17 protein-coding genes and 1 other RNA gene are annotated in these 15,564 nt (G+C 59.4%); 9 read left to right on the top strand and 9 right to left on the bottom strand.

The genetic code is table 11. The features are described from left to right. The 4 genes from F3J36_RS17340 to F3J36_RS17325 all read left to right on the top strand — a co-directional run bounded on the left by F3J36_RS17340 (position 1) and on the right by F3J36_RS17325 (position 2,350). Positions 1–396 (top strand): phage holin family protein, encoded by a 396-nt coding sequence (locus F3J36_RS17340; protein ID WP_021312955.1) that lies wholly within the window; start codon positions 1–3, stop codon positions 394–396. Next, complete coding sequence (locus F3J36_RS17335; protein ID WP_166720107.1) at positions 393–677, top strand: YqjK-like family protein; 285 nt, start codon at positions 393–395, stop codon at positions 675–677. Before F3J36_RS17340 ends, F3J36_RS17335 begins: the two co-directional genes overlap by 4 nt. A gap of 206 nt (positions 678–883) precedes the next feature. Further along, on the top strand, positions 884–1,294 hold the full coding sequence (locus F3J36_RS17330; protein WP_010618799.1) for a DoxX family protein: 411 nt from the start codon (positions 884–886) through the stop codon (positions 1,292–1,294). An 81-nt stretch (positions 1,295–1,375) separates the two neighbouring features. After that, positions 1,376–2,350, top strand: a complete 975-nt coding sequence (locus F3J36_RS17325) for a glutathione S-transferase family protein (RefSeq protein WP_150360373.1) — start codon at positions 1,376–1,378, stop codon at positions 2,348–2,350. 70 nt (positions 2,351–2,420) lie between these two features. Here the strand turns inward: F3J36_RS17325 and mdtI are convergent, their stop codons facing one another. The 4 genes from mdtI to rsmI all read right to left on the bottom strand — a co-directional run bounded on the left by mdtI (position 2,421) and on the right by rsmI (position 4,961). Next, a complete protein-coding gene (gene mdtI / locus F3J36_RS17320) occupies positions 2,421–2,750 on the bottom strand; it encodes a multidrug/spermidine efflux SMR transporter subunit MdtI (RefSeq protein ID WP_021509711.1) in 330 nt (109 codons plus the stop codon). After that, positions 2,737–3,087 carry a multidrug/spermidine efflux SMR transporter subunit MdtJ gene (gene mdtJ / locus F3J36_RS17315; protein WP_166720106.1) on the bottom strand — a complete coding sequence of 117 codons (351 nt, stop codon included), beginning with the start codon at positions 3,085–3,087 and terminating at the stop codon, positions 2,737–2,739. Before mdtJ ends, mdtI begins: the two co-directional genes overlap by 14 nt. Before the next feature lie 600 nt (positions 3,088–3,687). Continuing rightward, an RNA gene (rnpB, locus tag F3J36_RS17310) (RNase P RNA component class A) lies at positions 3,688–4,064 on the bottom strand. 33 nt (positions 4,065–4,097) lie between these two features. Further along, complete coding sequence (rsmI, locus tag F3J36_RS17305) at positions 4,098–4,961, bottom strand: 16S rRNA (cytidine(1402)-2'-O)-methyltransferase (RefSeq protein ID WP_058759850.1); 864 nt, start codon at positions 4,959–4,961, stop codon at positions 4,098–4,100. A 62-nt stretch (positions 4,962–5,023) separates the two neighbouring features. Here rsmI and F3J36_RS17300 point away from each other — a divergent pair, with 62 nt between their 5' ends. Genes F3J36_RS17300 through dolP form a run of 4 tightly spaced genes read left to right on the top strand, consistent with a single transcriptional unit; the run spans position 5,024 to position 8,611 of the window. Then, positions 5,024–7,069 (top strand): penicillin-binding protein activator, encoded by a 2,046-nt coding sequence (locus F3J36_RS17300; RefSeq protein WP_166720105.1) that lies wholly within the window; start codon positions 5,024–5,026, stop codon positions 7,067–7,069. Beyond that, the gene (locus F3J36_RS17295; protein ID WP_021509715.1) at positions 7,027–7,422 is read left to right on the top strand and encodes a YraN family protein; all 396 of its coding nucleotides are present in this window, start codon (positions 7,027–7,029) and stop codon (positions 7,420–7,422) included. The genes F3J36_RS17300 and F3J36_RS17295 overlap by 43 nt, the downstream gene beginning before the upstream one ends. Positions 7,423–7,436: 14 nt before the next feature. After that, the gene (gene diaA, locus F3J36_RS17290) at positions 7,437–8,024 is read left to right on the top strand and encodes a DnaA initiator-associating protein DiaA (RefSeq protein WP_021509716.1); all 588 of its coding nucleotides are present in this window, start codon (positions 7,437–7,439) and stop codon (positions 8,022–8,024) included. A gap of 14 nt (positions 8,025–8,038) precedes the next feature. Next, entirely contained in the window at positions 8,039–8,611 is a 573-nt protein-coding gene (gene dolP, locus F3J36_RS17285; RefSeq protein WP_021509717.1) for a division/outer membrane stress-associated lipid-binding lipoprotein, read from the top strand. Positions 8,612–8,641: 30 nt separating this feature from the next. Here dolP and F3J36_RS17280 read toward each other — a convergent pair whose 3' ends face one another. Next, entirely contained in the window at positions 8,642–9,343 is a 702-nt protein-coding gene (locus tag F3J36_RS17280; RefSeq protein WP_031280148.1) for a pirin family protein, read from the bottom strand. A gap of 129 nt (positions 9,344–9,472) precedes the next feature. Between F3J36_RS17280 and F3J36_RS17275 the strand changes: the two genes are divergently transcribed. Continuing rightward, positions 9,473–10,372, top strand: coding sequence for a LysR family transcriptional regulator (locus F3J36_RS17275; RefSeq protein ID WP_021509719.1), 900 nt, complete (start codon positions 9,473–9,475; stop codon positions 10,370–10,372). Positions 10,373–10,617: 245 nt separating this feature from the next. On the opposite strand, the gene F3J36_RS17270 is transcribed toward F3J36_RS17275, so the two are convergent. The 4 genes from F3J36_RS17270 to F3J36_RS17255 are packed head-to-tail and all read right to left on the bottom strand — an operon-like array spanning position 10,618 to position 15,525. Further along, positions 10,618–12,528, bottom strand: coding sequence for a BglG family transcription antiterminator (locus tag F3J36_RS17270; protein WP_166720104.1), 1,911 nt, complete (start codon positions 12,526–12,528; stop codon positions 10,618–10,620). A gap of 24 nt (positions 12,529–12,552) precedes the next feature. Further along, entirely contained in the window at positions 12,553–13,290 is a 738-nt protein-coding gene (locus F3J36_RS17265; protein ID WP_166720103.1) for a KDGP aldolase family protein, read from the bottom strand. Beyond that, positions 13,287–14,408, bottom strand: coding sequence for a DgaE family pyridoxal phosphate-dependent ammonia lyase (locus tag F3J36_RS17260; RefSeq protein WP_166720102.1), 1,122 nt, complete (start codon positions 14,406–14,408; stop codon positions 13,287–13,289). The genes F3J36_RS17265 and F3J36_RS17260 overlap by 4 nt, the downstream gene beginning before the upstream one ends. Then, a complete protein-coding gene (locus F3J36_RS17255; RefSeq protein WP_166720101.1) occupies positions 14,392–15,525 on the bottom strand; it encodes an amidohydrolase/deacetylase family metallohydrolase in 1,134 nt (377 codons plus the stop codon). The genes F3J36_RS17260 and F3J36_RS17255 overlap by 17 nt, the downstream gene beginning before the upstream one ends. Positions 15,526–15,564: the final 39 nt, after the last annotated feature.

Genomic DNA, 15,564 nt, shown 5'->3' with positions numbered 1-15,564 from the left:
ATGAGCGAGAATCAGAGCCACGGCCCAGGCAAAGGGGTCTTCAATGTAGGTCAGCGCGTGGTGACAACGCTGGTTGGCATGGTCGAGACACGCGTGCGGCTGGCCGTTGCCGAGCTGGAAGAGGAAAAGGCCAATCTGATCCAGATGCTGATCATGATAGGCCTGACCATGCTGTTTACCGCCTTCGGATTAATGAGCCTGATGGTGCTGATTATCTGGGCGGTGGATGCGCAGTACCGGCTGATGGCGATTGCCATCACCACCGGCGTGCTATTCGCGCTGGCGCTGATTTTTGGTTTATGGACGTTGCGTAAATCCCGGCAGTCCACGCTGTTGCGCCATACGCGCAAAGAGCTGGACACCGATCGCACCTTACTCGAGGAGCATCGCTCATGAGTCAGCGTGAACGTGAAGCACGCATTCATGAATTGCTTAATCAGGTACAGCAGCAGCGGCTGGATCTCAGCGCTGCTCGCCGTGACTGGCTGGAAAGCACCGCGCAGTACGATCGCGGCTGGCTGACGTTTCTCAACCTGCGCCGCTATCTGGCGATTGGCAGCAGCGCGCTGGCTATCTGGTCGATCCGCAGCCCCAACCGCATCATGCGCTGGGCCAAACGCGGACTCGGTCTGTGGAGCACCTGGCGCATGATCAAATCGGCGTTGCCGCCACGCTAACTTCCCCACCTTAAACCGGATCGAAAAGGTTCGGTTTTCCTCCTTCAGAATTCCTGAATAACATCGACAGTTTATCTCGCTTACAACTATTGCTGCGCGCGACTATCATCTCCCTCCATCAGCCCGACGAACTGTTTAACGCGGTTTAGCGGGAAAATAACCCGGCAGGCCAACAACCTGCGCCAAAAACCTTGTTGGAGTAAATGATGAAAAAATTCGAAGACTCAGGCCTGCTGCTGGCACGCGTATTAATGACCATCCTGTTTATTACTGCCGGCTGGGGCAAAATCACCGCCTATGCAGGTACCGCACAGTACATGCAGGCGATGGGCGTGCCCGGCTTCCTGCTGCCGCTGGTGATTCTGCTGGAACTGGGCGGCGGCCTGGCGATTCTGTTCGGCTTCCTGACGCGCTTCACCGCGCTGTTCACCGCCGGCTTCACGCTGCTGACCGCGTTCCTGTTCCACAGCAACTTTGCGGAAGGCGTTAACCAGCTGATGTTCATGAAAAACCTGTCCATCGCCGGTGGTTTCCTGGTGCTGGGTCTGGTAGGTCCGGGCGCCTACAGCATTGACCGCCTGATTCGTCAGCGCTTTATGCCAGCAACCGCACGCTAAGCACGCAAGCCGTGCAACAGCACATATTTTGAATAGCAGGGGCGGGGATTTTCCTCGCCCCGTTTTTTTTATGGAGGGCTTATGGGACAACTGATTGACGGTGTCTGGCATGACACCTGGTACGATACGAAGTCAACCGGTGGCCGCTTCAAACGCACAGAAGCAGTCTGGCGTAACTGGATCACGGCAGACGGCAGCGCCGGGCCAACCGGGAAAGCCGGCTTTGCCGCCGAGCGCGATCGTTATCATTTATACGTTTCGCTGGCCTGCCCGTGGGCGCATCGCACCCTGCTGATGCGTCAGCTGAAGGGGTTAGAAGAGATGATTTCGGTGTCAGTGGTGCATCCGCTGATGCTGGAGAACGGCTGGACCTTCGACGATGACTTCCCCGCCGCGACCGGCGATTCGCTGTATCAGAACGAATTCCTCTATCAGCTCTATCTGCATGCCGATCCGCAGTACAGCGGGCGCGTGACCGTGCCGGTGTTGTGGGATAAAAAGCAGCACACGATTGTCAGTAATGAATCCGCCGATATCATCCGTATGTTCAACAGCGCCTTCGACGCGCAGGGCGCTCGCGCCGGCGATTACTACCCGCCCGAGCTGCGTGACAAGATCGACGAACTCAACGGCTGGATTTATGACACCGTCAACAATGGCGTCTACAAAAGCGGATTTGCCACGTCACAGTCGGCCTATGATGAAGCCGTAACCGCGCTGTTCCATGCGCTGGCACGGCTGGAGCAGATTCTCGGTCAGCATCGCTATCTGACCGGCGATCGCCTCACCGAAGCCGATCTGCGCCTGTGGACCACGCTGGTGCGCTTTGACCCGGTCTACGTGACCCACTTTAAGTGCGACCGTCATCGCATCAGTGATTACCGTAACCTGAACGGCTTCCTGCGCGATATTTATCAGATGCCGGGCATTGCCGATACGGTAAACCTGCCGCACATCCGCCATCACTACTACTGCAGCCACAAGACCATCAATCCGAACGGCGTTATTTCGCTGGGACCGGCTTTTGACTGGGATGAGCCGCACGGCCGCGGTTAACGGTTGGCTTACGCATGCCTGCCCTTCTCTCCCGCCATTGGGAAAGGAAGGCAGGCAGTATCGCGCTGCCTCAGGCAAATTTGATCAACACCATCCCGGCCAGCAGCAGTGCCACGCCCAGCCAGCCGCGGGTGTTCAGGCGTTGTCCGAACAGGATCCAGCCTGCCGCTACGGTAGCCACCAGACCGAAACCGCCCCACAAGGCGTAGGCCACCGAGAGATCGATCCCCTTCACTGCCTGCGACAGGGCACTGAATGCCGCCAGGACAGCCACCAGCGATACCACGCCATACAGCGGACGACGGAAGCCGTTGGCGTATTTCAGCGCGATGTTCGCCACAATTTCCAGCACGATGGCCAGCGCCAGCCAGGCCAGATGCACGACGTTAAGCGTGGTCATGATGCAGCTCCTTACGGCTGAATGTCCCTGCTTTGATCAGCGCGATACCCGTGATCAGCGTGATCAAACCCGCCGCCTTCATCACTGACAGCGCCTCGTCAAACAGCATCACGCTGAACAGGGTGATAAACAGAATACCGACGCCTTCCCACATGGCATAAGCCACGCCAAGGGCAATACGTTTAACGGCAAAGGTGAGGAAGATGTATGACAGGGCGATCATCAACAGCATAAAAATATAGCCGGCGCTGCCGCCATTAACGCTGGCCCATTTCATTGACACGGTGCCCGTAATTTCGGCAGCAATCGCTAACGCTAATAAAATCCAGTACAGCATGATTTCTCTCCTGTGAGAAATAAACGCCATCCACGCGCAAACAGCAGCGTGATAGCTGAAAAAGATAAAAAGCCGAGAAGGAGAGAAAAAACTACAGCGCGAAGCGCCAGTGCCGATCGCTCAGTGAGCAGGAGAAAACGCAGGTGGGTGAAGAGGTTAATACGTAAAGTGTAACGAAATGGTTATCCATAATTTTACAACTTATCCACGTTGTTGCTTTTCCCGGTGTGGATGAAAAATTGTCCTCAGTAGTTGAACACCCGCCTATTCTGGCACAGGAAAAAGAACATTTTTGCGGATTTGCGTTTCTTTACGCAGAGAAATGGGGGTTTTGTGCGGTTTTATCTGGCTACGTGCGGTTTTCTGCCCTCACCCTAACCCTCTCCCACGGGGAGAGGGAATAGTCTGCTGCGGTTTTCTGACCTCGTGCCACATGGGGGGAATAGTTAAGTGCGGTCTGGCAGGGCGAGTACTCAACTTGCCACACGCACAATCGGTCCCTTCTCCCGCTTGCGGGAGAAGGTTAGGATGAGGGACAGCACGCACCTTACCCAAAAACAAAACGCCCGCAGATTCTCACCTGCGGGCGCTCATTAAAAAAGTCGAAACTGACCGATAAGCCGGGTTCTGTCGTGGACAGTCATTCATCTAGGCCAGCAATCGCTCACTGGCTCAAGCAGCCTACCCGGGTTCAGTACGGGCCGTACCATGTGAACCCCTATTTGGCCTTGCTCCGGGTGGAGTTTACCGTGCCACGGACTGTTGCCAGCCGCGCGGTGCGCTCTTACCGCACCCTTTCACCCTTACCTGATCCCATTACTGGGCCATCGGCGGTTTGCTCTCTGTTGCACTGGTCGTAGGCTTGCGCCCCCCAGGCGTTACCTGGCACCCTGCCCTATGGAGCCCGGACTTTCCTCCCCTCTGCCCGTCTCCCCCGAAAGGGACGACGACAAAGCGGCGACTGTCTGGTCAGCTTCGGCGCGGGATAATAGGCGATCCGCCCGCGTTTGTCACGCCTCTTGCTGCTCCAGCGCATACTTGTACAGGGCGTTTTTCTTAACTCCATGAATTTCCGCCGTCAGCGCCGCCGCCTTTTTCAGCGGCAGCTCAGCCTGCAGCAGCGCCAGCGTGCGCAGCGCCTCTGCCGGCAGCGTCTCTTCATCCGCTTTATGGCCTTCGACAATCAGTACCATCTCGCCCTTGCGGCGATTCTCGTCCGCCTGCACCCACGCCAGCAATTCACCCACCGGCGCACCGTACAATGACTCCCAGGTTTTGGTCAGCTCTCGTGCCAGCACCACGTAGCGCGCCGCGCCCCATACGCTGACCATATCCTGTAGCGTATCCAGCACGCGATGGGTCGATTCGTAGAAAATCAGCGTGCGCGGCTCATCACTCAGGGCACGCAGCGCATCGCAACGCCCTTTACTTTTGGCCGGCAGAAACCCTTCGTAACAGAAACGATCGGACGGTAATCCCGCCGCACTCAATGCTGTGATCGCCGCGCAGGCACCGGGCAACGGCACCACACGCACCCCGGCCTCGCGGCAACGACGCACCAGATGGTAGCCCGGATCGTTGATTAACGGCGTGCCCGCATCGGAAACCAGCGCAATGCTCTGGCCCTCCTGCAGCTTCGCTAACAGCACGTCGGCCTTCTGCTGTTCGTTATGGTCGTGAAGTGCGAACAGTCGCGCATTGATGGCGAAATGTTGTAGCAACAGCCCGGTATGACGTGTATCTTCCGCAGCGACCAGATCGACGCTCGCAAGCACCGTCAGCGCACGCTGCGTGATATCACCCAGGTTACCGATCGGGGTAGGAACGATATAGAGCGTGCTGGCAGAAATCTCTGCCCGATCGAGTTGTTTCATTGTTTCATCCGAATTGCCGATTTAATATTGAGCATCTTGAAAAAAACATCACTGGATACAGTATGCTTCCTTCGAAAGTCGTACGTCATAAAGCAGGACGCCTGGTCCCTGTTTTGCTCGCGGGCCTGATTCTGGCCGCCTGTAGCGGCCAGGGACCGCAGCAAACCTCAAGCGTAAACGTGCAGGGTCCTGCCACGGGCCGCTCTGACTATTATCTGCAGCAGGTGCAGCAAAGCAGCGATGATAGCAAGACCGACTGGCAATTACTTGCCATCCGTGCCCTGCTGAAGGAAGGAAAGTATCCGCAGGCGCAAAACCAGCTCGGTCAGCTGCCACAGCAGCTCTCTGATGTACAACAGCAGGAACAGCTGCTGCTGCGCGCCCAACTGCAAATTGCCCAGCAGGATTTCAACGGTGCTCAGCAGCTGCTGGGACAGATAAAAGCCGCTGACCTGTCGCAGGATCAGCAGGTGCGCTACTACGCGCTGCAGATTGCCGCTGCGCAAAATCGTCCGTCGCTCGCGCTGCTGCGCGCCTATATTGCTCAGGAACCGCTGCTGAAAGGCGCCGATCACCAGAGCAATATTGACGCCACCTGGCAGGCGCTGACCCAGCTTACCCAGGATCAGCTCAACAGCGTGGTGATCAACGCCGACGAAAATACGCTGCAGGGCTGGCTCGACCTGCTGAATACCTGGCACGCCAACAGCCAGGATGCCCAGATGCTGAAAGCCGCCATTAGCGACTGGCAGACGCGCTATCCGCAAAACCCCGGCGCGAAAACCCTGCCGACCCAGCTCAGCCAGGTGCAGAACTTCACTAAAGCCTCGACCAGCACTATCGCGCTGCTGCTGCCGCTTAATGGTCAGGCGCAGGTGTTCGCCAGTGCCATCCAGAAAGGCTTTAACGATGCGAAAAACGGTGTGCTGACTGCGCCGGCAGCCCCTGCCGCACCGGCCAGCAGCGATGCCAGCGCCTCCACGCAACAGCCCGCCAGCGCGGCAACGCCAGCCAATGGCGATGCCAACACAGTAGTCAGTCCGGCGGCCGCGGCCATCACGCCGTCAGACAGCGCACAGCCGCAGCAGCCCGCCGCACAGCCAGCCGTCGCGCAGCCTGCCAGCAGCGCCCAGGTGAAAGTGTATGACACCAGCAGCCAGCCGATTGCTCAGGTGATGCAGCAGGCGCAGCAGGATGGTGCCACCCTGGTGGTTGGTCCGCTGCTGAAAAATAACGTGGAACAGGTCGCCAACAGCCAGACACCGCTGAACGTGCTGGCGCTCAACGAGCCAGAGCAGATCCAGAACCATCCGAATATTTGCTATTTTGCGCTTTCTCCTGAAGACGAAGCGCGCGATGCCGCGCACCATATCTGGGATCAGGGCAAACGCCAGCCGTTGCTGCTGATGCCGCGCAGCAGCTATGGCGACCGCGTGGGCAAAGCGTTTGCGCAGGAGTGGCAGAAGCTGGGCGGCGCAACCGTGCTGCAGCAGCGTTTCGGCGGCGTGGGTGAGCTGAAACAGGGCATCAACAGCGGTGCCGGTATTGCACTGAGCGGCACGCCGCTGACGGTCCAGCCGGACCAGCCGCAGGGCGTGGCGGTCGCCGGTCTGACGATTCCGGCACCGCAGACCAGCGCTCCTGCACCTGAGAGCGCCAGCAGCAGCGGCAGCGTTGATGCGGTTTACATTATTGCCACTCAGGACGAACTGCAGCTGATCAAGCCGATGATTGCCATGCGCACCAGCAGCCGCAATAACATCGCCCTGTATGCCAGCTCGCGCAGTGCGCAGGCCGGTGCCGGTCCGGACTTCCGGCTGGAGATGGATGGCCTGCAGTTCAGCGATATTCCGCTGCTGTCCGGTGCCAATCCGGGCCTGATGCAGCAGGCGGCGCGCAGTTTCAACAACGACTATTCGCTGGTACGCCTCTATGCGATGGGCATTGATGCCTGGACGCTGGCGAACCAGTTTAACCAGATGCGTCAGGTACCGGGCTTCGCCATTGATGGCAACACCGGCAAGCTGAGCGCCGACACGGATTGCGTGATCAACAGGAAGTTGGCATGGAACCAGTATCGTCAGGGACAAATCGTTCCGGTGCAGTAAACCGCCAGCGCCTCGGCGCTGAGCAGGAGCAGCAGGCGCGTCGCTACCTTGAGCGCGCCGGACTGCAGTGGGAAGCCAGCAATGTGCGCTGCCGCAGCGGGGAAATCGACCTGATTATGCGCGACGCGGATTGCTGGGTGTTTGTTGAAGTGCGCTATCGGCGCGATGCACGTTTTGGCGGCGCGGCTGCCAGCGTGACGCGCCAGAAACAACAAAAGCTGCTGCGTACCGCTGCGCTGTGGTTGCTGGCACGCGGCGGCAGTTTTGATACGGTGAATTGCCGTTTTGACATCATCGCCATCACCGGGCGCGAACTGGTGTGGCTGGCCGATGCCTTTCGTGCGGATGGATAGAACCAGGTGGTCTTGTGCAGGACAGAATTAAAGCGTGTTTTACCGAAAGTATTCAGACGCAAATCGCCGCAGCCGAAGCGCTGCCAGATGCGATTTCCCGCGCCGCGATGACGCTGGTGCAGTCACTGCTGAACGGCAACAAAATCCTCAGCTGCGGTAACGGCGCCTCGGCGGCTAACGCCCAGCATTTTGCCGCCAGCATGATTAACCGTTTTGAGACCGAGCGTCCCAGCCTGCCGGCGCTGGCGCTGAGTGCGGACAATGTGATGCTGACGGCAATCGGTAACGACCGTCTGCACGACGAAATTTATGCCAAGCAGGTTCGTGCGCTTGGACAGGCCGGCGACGTTCTGCTGGCCATCTCCACCCGTGGCAACACCCGCGATATTGTTAAAGCGGTGGAAGCTGCGGTTACCCGCGATATGACTATCGTCGCGCTGACCGGCCATGACGGCGGTGAGCTGGCGGGCCTGCTCGGTCCGCACGATGTGGAAATTCGCATTCCGTCACATCGCAGCGCACGCATTCAGGAGATGCATATGCTGACGCTGAACTGCCTGTGCGATTTGATTGATAACACCTTGTTCCCACACCAGGAATGACTGAAGGAGCTCAAATGAAAGCATTGAACGCTATCGCCATTCTGTTAACCGCCATGCTGCTGCAGGGCTGCGTGGCGGTTGTCGCCGGCGGCGCTGCGGTCGCCACCAAAACCGCCACCGACCCACGTACCGTGGGCACGCAGGTTGATGACGGCACGCTGGAGCTGCGCGTCACTAACGCGCTGGCAAAAGATGAGCAGATCAAAAATCAGGCGCGCGTGGTCGTGACCGCGTATCAGGGCAAAGTACTGCTGACCGGTCAGGCACCGTCAGCCGATCTCGCCAGTCGGGCAAAACAGATCGCCATGGGCGTTGATGGCGCAACAGAGGTGTATAACGAGATTCGCACCGGGCAGAAAGTGAGCCTCGGCACGTCTTCATCGGATACGTGGATCACCACCAAAATCCGCTCGCAGCTGCTGGGCAGCGATCAGGTGAAATCGTCCAACGTGAAAGTCACCACTGAGAACGGAGAAGTGTTCCTGCTGGGTCTGGTGACGCAGGAAGAAGCGAAGGCAGCAGCAGATATCGCCAGCCGTGTCAGCGGCGTGAAGCACGTCACTACCGCCTTTACCATTCTGAAATAATGCCACAGGCGGCCAGCAGGGCCGCCTTTTTTATACCGGAATATCAATCACCAGCGCGCGCAGCGGCGTTTCCGCCTGCAGCGTAATCTGCGCCTCTTCACTGACAAACGCCCCATCGCCACAGCGCAGCTGCTCCTGATGCGCACTGCTGGCCCGTACCTCAAGCGCACCGTGAATCGACTGTAAATAGGCGCGCGGTCCGTGCAGCGCCAGGCTGTACTGCTCGCCCGGTGCCAGCGTGACCTGATGTACCCAAACCTGCTGGCGCAGCTGCAAACTGCCGTCCGCGCCATCCGGTGATGCAATCAGTACATGGGTTTGCTGCGGCAGCGCGCGTTTTTGCAGCAGCGGATTTTCCCGTTCCGGACAGGCGGCCAGCCACAGCTGCATGCGCGTCAGTGGGCGATCCTTGCTGATATTGTGTTCGCTGTAATTGACGCCCTGGCGAGCCGACAGCAGCATCGCTTCGCCCTCGCGCGCCACCAGGTGATTGCCTTCGCTGTCGCGGTATTCGGCTTCACCCTGCAGCACCAGGTTGAGCACATCCACCTGCGGATAGGTGCGCGGCTGAAATGCCGCACCGGGTGCCAGCACTTCCTGATTTAGCACGCGCAGCGAGGCGTAGCCCATCAGCTGGGGATCAAAATAGTGGCCAAATGAGAAGCTATAGCGCGCCTGCAACCAACCGAAATCGGCCTGGCCACATGCGGACGCGCAGCGGGTTGTCATCATGCTTTACCTCCGACGCACTGCGGTGAGAATCCACCACAGGCTTTATACGTCAATGGTAAAAGGCTGGACGCCGGATTGTTAGCCAGTTAATCTGCCTGGCATATTCAAATTTACTGACAGAGAGTCGGCATGGCTAAAGAGCGCGCGTTAACCCTGGAAGCTTTACGTGTGATGGATGCTATTGACCGTCGCGGCAGCTTCGCCGCGGCGGCCGACGAGCTGGGACGCGTGCCATCGGCGCTGAGCTACACCATGCAGAAGCTGGAAGAGGAGCTGGATGTGGTGCTGTTTGACCGCTCCGGCCATCGCACCAAATTCACCAACGTCGGGCGAATGCTGCTGGAACGCGGCCGCGTGCTGCTGGAAGCCGCCGATAAACTCACCACCGATGCCGAAGCGCTGGCGCGCGGCTGGGAAACCCATCTGACCATCGTGGCCGAAGCGCTGATTCCGACCGAACTGCTGTTCCCGCTGGTAGAGAAGCTGGCCGAGAAAGCCAATACGCAGATTTCGCTGGTCACCGAAGTGCTGGCGGGCGCGTGGGAGCGACTGGAACAGGGGCGCGCCGACATCGTGATCGCGCCGGATTTGCATTTTCGCGCCTCCACCGAAATCAATACGCGCAAGCTGTACAGCATTATGAGCGTGTATGTTGCCAGTCCGGATCACCCGATTCATCAGGAAGCCGAGCCGCTGTCCGAGGTCACGCGCGTTAAGTATCGCGGCATCGCCGTGGCGGACACCGCGCGCGAACGTCCGGTATTGACGGTGCAGCTGCTGGACAAACAGCAGCGCCTGACGGTAAGCAGCATGGATGATAAACGCCGCGCGCTGCTGGCCGGTCTCGGCGTAGCGACCATGCCCTATCCGATGGTGGAGAAAGATATCGCCGAAGGCCGCCTGCGCGTCGTCAGCGCCGAGTATACCCGTGAGGTGGATATTATTATGGCGTGGCGCCGCGATAGCATGGGTGAAGCCAAAGCCTGGTGCCTGCGTGAGATTCCGAAACTGCTGGCGAAACGCGGCTGATTGCGGGTGCTGTAGGCATTTCGCCCTCACCCCAGCCCTCTCCCGCACGCGGGAGAGGGAGCCGCCCGAACGTGGTTTTAAGAGGGAATCTAAGAAGGAGTCGTCCGGGCGTGGTTTGAGGGCCAGAATTCAGTCAATCCACCGGGCGCTGAGGATCAGCACCTGAACTCACACGCCGCTGGATCGGTCCCCTCTCCCGCTTGCGGGAGAGGGTTAGGGTGAGGGACAAACCGCACCCATCCCCCTCACAACCGGCTCAGACAATCCATCGCCACCGCTTTAAAGCTGACGAAATCAGCGCAGTCGCGCAGTCTTGTCACCGCCCTTTCGCGCAGGAAGGTGACAAACAGATCGTAAATCGCCATCGCCTCCTCGTATTCGCTCTTACTGATCGCCAGCAGAAAAATCACCGAAGCCGTCTCATCGCCCCAGCTCACGCCGTGCGGTGCCAGCACGGTGTAAACCACGGTTTTTTTAGCCAGTAATCCCAGCGAGTGTGGCAGCGCAATCCCTTCGCCCAGCATGGTACTGACAATCGCTTCACGCTCTTCGACCGAAGGATAAAAATCAGCATCGACATAGCCCTCCACCTCGAGCCGATCGCACAGCAGGCGGAACAGCGCCGACTGGCTCATTGGCCGGTCGAGCACCATGAAATGCTGCGCGTCGAAGTACTTCTCCAGCATGTAAGGCCGGGTGCGGTCCACCAGCACCAGCTTGCCGAGCTGTTCCAGCTGAAACTCCGTAGGGAATGGCGACATCATCACTACCGGCTTGTTCTTCTCGCTGAGCCGCGCGGTTGAAATAACAAAATCTTCATCAATGTGCGCACGCACTTCGTAGTCGCGCTGCGACAGCCGCGCCGTCACCACCAGCTGCGGGTATTTGCGCAGCAGCAGCGCCTCGATCATGCGCAGCGTGGAGTTGCCGCTGTCGCAAACCAGCAACACTTGTGGGTGTCGCTGATAGCCGACATCGTAATGTCGCTCCAGCCCGACGCCGATGTGCAGCACCAGAAAGCCAATCTCGTTTTCGCTAATGGTATACGGCGTGTATTTGCCCCAGCTGGTGACGGCCGCCAGCGTCACATCGTAGGCCATCGGGTAGTGCTGTTTGATGTTACTCAGCAGCGGATTGGGGATGTGGATCTGATAGCGCACGCGGGTGATCATGGTTTTGATGTGCGTGAGCAGATCGGCGCGCAGCTGCTCATCCTGCTGCAGCCGGTAGTTGTAATGGGTGTTGATGTAGTTAAGCAGGTAATCTACCAGCGCATCCGCGTCATCGGCGTTGATGGTGCTGGGGGCCAGCGCCTGAATCTGCCGCGCCGCAATATTGACACGCAGCCAGTTCTCTTCCGCCTGCGAGATGCCTTTACCCACCAGCGGGCGCATCAGATTAACCAGATCGTGCGCCGCCTCGCGTATCTCCTCGCCGACATCCTCCGCGCCGGGATCGCTGAGCGGGAAGCCTTCGCTGATGCGGCGCACCGCCACCGCGCAGTAAATCAGCAGATAGCGCTCGCCTTCATCGCTCAGCCGGATGGCATGCTGCGTGAAACACTGCGCCAGCAGCGGCTGCAGCTGCGCCAGCATGCCGCTGTGCAGCGCCTCGACCGTCAGCAGCGGGCTGTCCGGCGTCTGCTGGTCGATTTGCCACAGCAGATCGGTCAGGCAGGTGCGAATCGCCGCCTCGCTGCCAAACAGTTTCATACCGTAGCGCGGCTTGGTTTCGATGTTAAGATGATAGCGGCCCAGCCACTCGCGCACTTCCGCCATATCACTCTGCAGCGTGGCGCGGCTGACGAACCACTCTTCCGACAGATCTTCCAGCTTGAGCGAATACGCGGCGGTGAGAAAGCGGCTCAGCAAATAGCGCACCCGATCCTGCGAGGTGCGCGGCACCCGCAGCGGTGCCGCACTCTCCTGCTGCAGGCGGCCGAAGCGCACCGCGTCGTCGATTTTTAGCTGATAGCCCGCGCCGCGCGCCAGCACGAACTGAGCGCCGTGCTGTTCCAGCAGCGCATTGAGCGCGGTGATGTCGGTGCGCACCGTGCGCGTTGAAACGGAAAAACGCCGCGCCAGCTCATCCTGTGGCAGCGTTTCGCTTTGCAGCGCCGCGAAGAGTTGAGCTAAACGCTGATTGGGAAATCTCACGGAGCCTCACCTGTTACTCATTTGTTACAGCAGTTTCTTGCACGTTGCCAGAAGCTGACGCACATCGTCAATGCGCGTGTCGCCGCTGGCGCTATCAATAATCGAGCTGTAAACGTGCGGGATGACTTTACTGACTCCGGCCTCCAGAGCAATCCGCACGATCTCTTCGAAATTACTGAGATCGATACCGCCGGTCGGCTCCAGCCAGAAATCATGGCGCGCACAGGCGTCCGCCACCGCGCGATACTCCTCCACCGCGTTCAGGCCGCCCATCGGGAAATACTTTACCGAACTGCCGCCCATATCCTGCAGCATGGCGATCGCCGTGGCGATCGGCACAATGCCGTCCGCCGCCTGCGAACTGCGCGGACCGGTGGAGATTTTCACCTTGCCCGGCGTGCCGGTTGGTGAAACCAGACCGTTCACGATAGTGTGTGGCTGTCCGAGCAGCGCGCGGCTGGTGGCCACGCCGGTGAAGACCTGATTAACGTGCTGCGGCTGCAGTTCCGCCGAGATTTCACTGACCATCGCCGACTGATTCGGGTCGCCCGCACCCAGCCCGACCGACAGCGCATTATCAATCAGCGCCGCGTACTCGCGCATATCGGCAATCGCGGCCTCATTCGAGGCGTAGTTTTTCGACAAAACGCCGACCAGCACATGCCCTTCTGCCGCCTGCCAGATCGCCTGCGCATTCTGCTTTGAACCGGCCAGCACGTTGAGGCACAGACGGCCCTGATAGAAATTGGCGTTAAGATTCATGCGCGTTTTCCTCCGCTGAGCAGCGCCTGGATGCGGCTAAAGATGATGTGCAGCTGTTCCGCGCTGACGCTGCGCACATCCGCTTCGATAATGCCTTCGTTGGCTTTATAGCCGCGGAAATAGATGGCGATGTCGCCGTTTTTCAGCGCCTGCACCAGCTCGCCGGTCGGCCAGCCCGTCACCGCTTCATCAAATTTGATTTCAGCGCGGGCGATGTCACGACCGGCCGCATCCCACACCACGCGCGCGCTGACGCCGTTCAGCGTGTTGAGGTTATCGATAAAGGGCGTCATCTTCGCCACCATGTCAGCGCCGCTGGTTTTGCTCTGCAGCAGGTAGTTTTCAATCGCCTGAGTCAGACCGAGAATGCCCTCTTTGCCGACTTTCATCGCGCGGCCAATGCCGTTGCTCTGGCGTTTCACCCACTCGACGTACTGGCTGCGGCCAATCACCAGGCCGCTGGTTGGCCCTTCGATGGCTTTGGCACCGCTGTAGATCACCAGGTCGGCCCCCGTCTGGTAATAGCACTGCAAATCCTCTTCGGCCGCCGCATCGACAATCAGCGGAATACCGTGTTTGCGCGCGACCACCGCCGCCTGTTCGACGCTGAGATGGCTTTTCTGCACACAGTGATGCGACTTGACGTACAGCAGCGCCGCGGTGGTCGGCGTGATGGCCGCCGCCAGCTGTTCTGGCGAGCACTCATTACTGTAGCCGGCCTCAATCAGGCGTCCGCCGCCCAGCGCCACCATGCTGCCCACTGGCGCGCCGTAGTTCACGTTATGGCCTTTCGGCACCACGATGTCGTGCGGCACGCTGAGCGGCGCGGCGTGCAGGTTATCCAGCAGCCAGTCGTTATCTTTGACGATCACCGCCGCTACGCACTGGGCAATACCGGCCGAGGCGCAGGACACCACCACCGCGTTTTCGACTTCCAGCAGGCGCGCGATGTAAGCACCGGTTTTGTTGACCAGATCTTTGATCTCAAAGTAGTGATTGAGGCCGTAGCTGACGGTATCCACCACGTCGGCGGACGGCGTCGACACGCCGAGAATGGTCATACGGCCGGAGGCGTTGATCACCTGTTTCAGGTCATATTTCTCATAAATCGAAGACATGATGCGCTTTCCCTTCCTCAGTCAGATGCCACTGGCCCGCGATCACCACGGCCAGCGGCAGCAAATGTTGCTCACCCGTGACCCGTTCGCCTTCAGCATCGACGAACGGGCGGGCTTCCTCTTTGACGGTAAAAATGGTCAGATCGGCGTCATAACCGGCGGTCAGATGACCTTTACAGGCCAGACGCAGATCCGCTGCGGCATTAACGGTGACGCAGGCGATCACCTGCGGCAGCGTCATGCCGATGGAGAAAAATTTCGACATCACGTGCGCCAGGCTGTGCACCGGGCCGTTGATGCGGTTGCGACAATAGATATCGGAGCTGATGGTGTCCGGCAGAATGCCCTGGGCAATCGCCTCGCGCGCCACCGCAAAACTGAAGCTGGCGCTGCCGTGGCCGATATCCAGCTTCACGCCGCGCGCGATCGCCTGCTTAACCGCCGCTTTCAGCTCGCCCTGCGGTGACAGAATGCGGTTCGGCTTGCCGTTGAAGCAGTGAGTGATAATGTCGCCGGAAGTGAGCAGCGCGGCGATCTCTTCCAGCACCGGCGGGTTGTTACCGATGTGCACCATCAGCGGCAGATTGCCCGCCGCCTGCTGAATGGCTTTGGCACGCACCAGCGGCTGAATGCCGTTGTCGCCGACCACGCTGCTGCTCATGCGTGCCTTCAGGCCGACAATAAAGTCCGGGCGACGCTGTACCGCCTGCACCACCGCTTCGCCATCAATCTGCGCCATGTCGGCCAGTTCGTTCTGCGTGACGATGCCGGTGCGCGAGATGTTGATCAGCGCGCGCACTTCGGTCTTCGCGCTGCGCGTCAGCTGATAAAAGTCGTCGATGTGATCGGCACCGGTGCTGCCCGCATCCACCACGGTGGTGACCCCCTGCGCCACGCCAATCGCGTCGGCTTCGTCGTGGTAAATCGGTGATTTGGGATAGCAGTGTACGTGGCTGTCAATCCAGCCGGCGCTGACGTAGTAGCGGCCGCCGAGATCGCGCTCCTGTTGCGCTGCGCCGTCCACCTTACCGACCGCCGCGATTTTGCCGGCGCGAATCGCGATATCCACCAGCTGTTCATCACACAGACGCGCGCGGCGCAGAATCAGATCAAACATAAAACCCCCATTTACAGAGCGCACATGCCGTAGCGGCGC

It is taken from the genome of Pantoea sp. Cy-640 (assembly GCF_011752635.1).
Lineage (GTDB): Bacteria > Pseudomonadota > Gammaproteobacteria > Enterobacterales > Enterobacteriaceae > Pantoea > Pantoea dispersa.
Note: the sequence above shows the minus strand (reverse complement) of the source record. Positions and strands in the feature narration are given on the sequence as shown.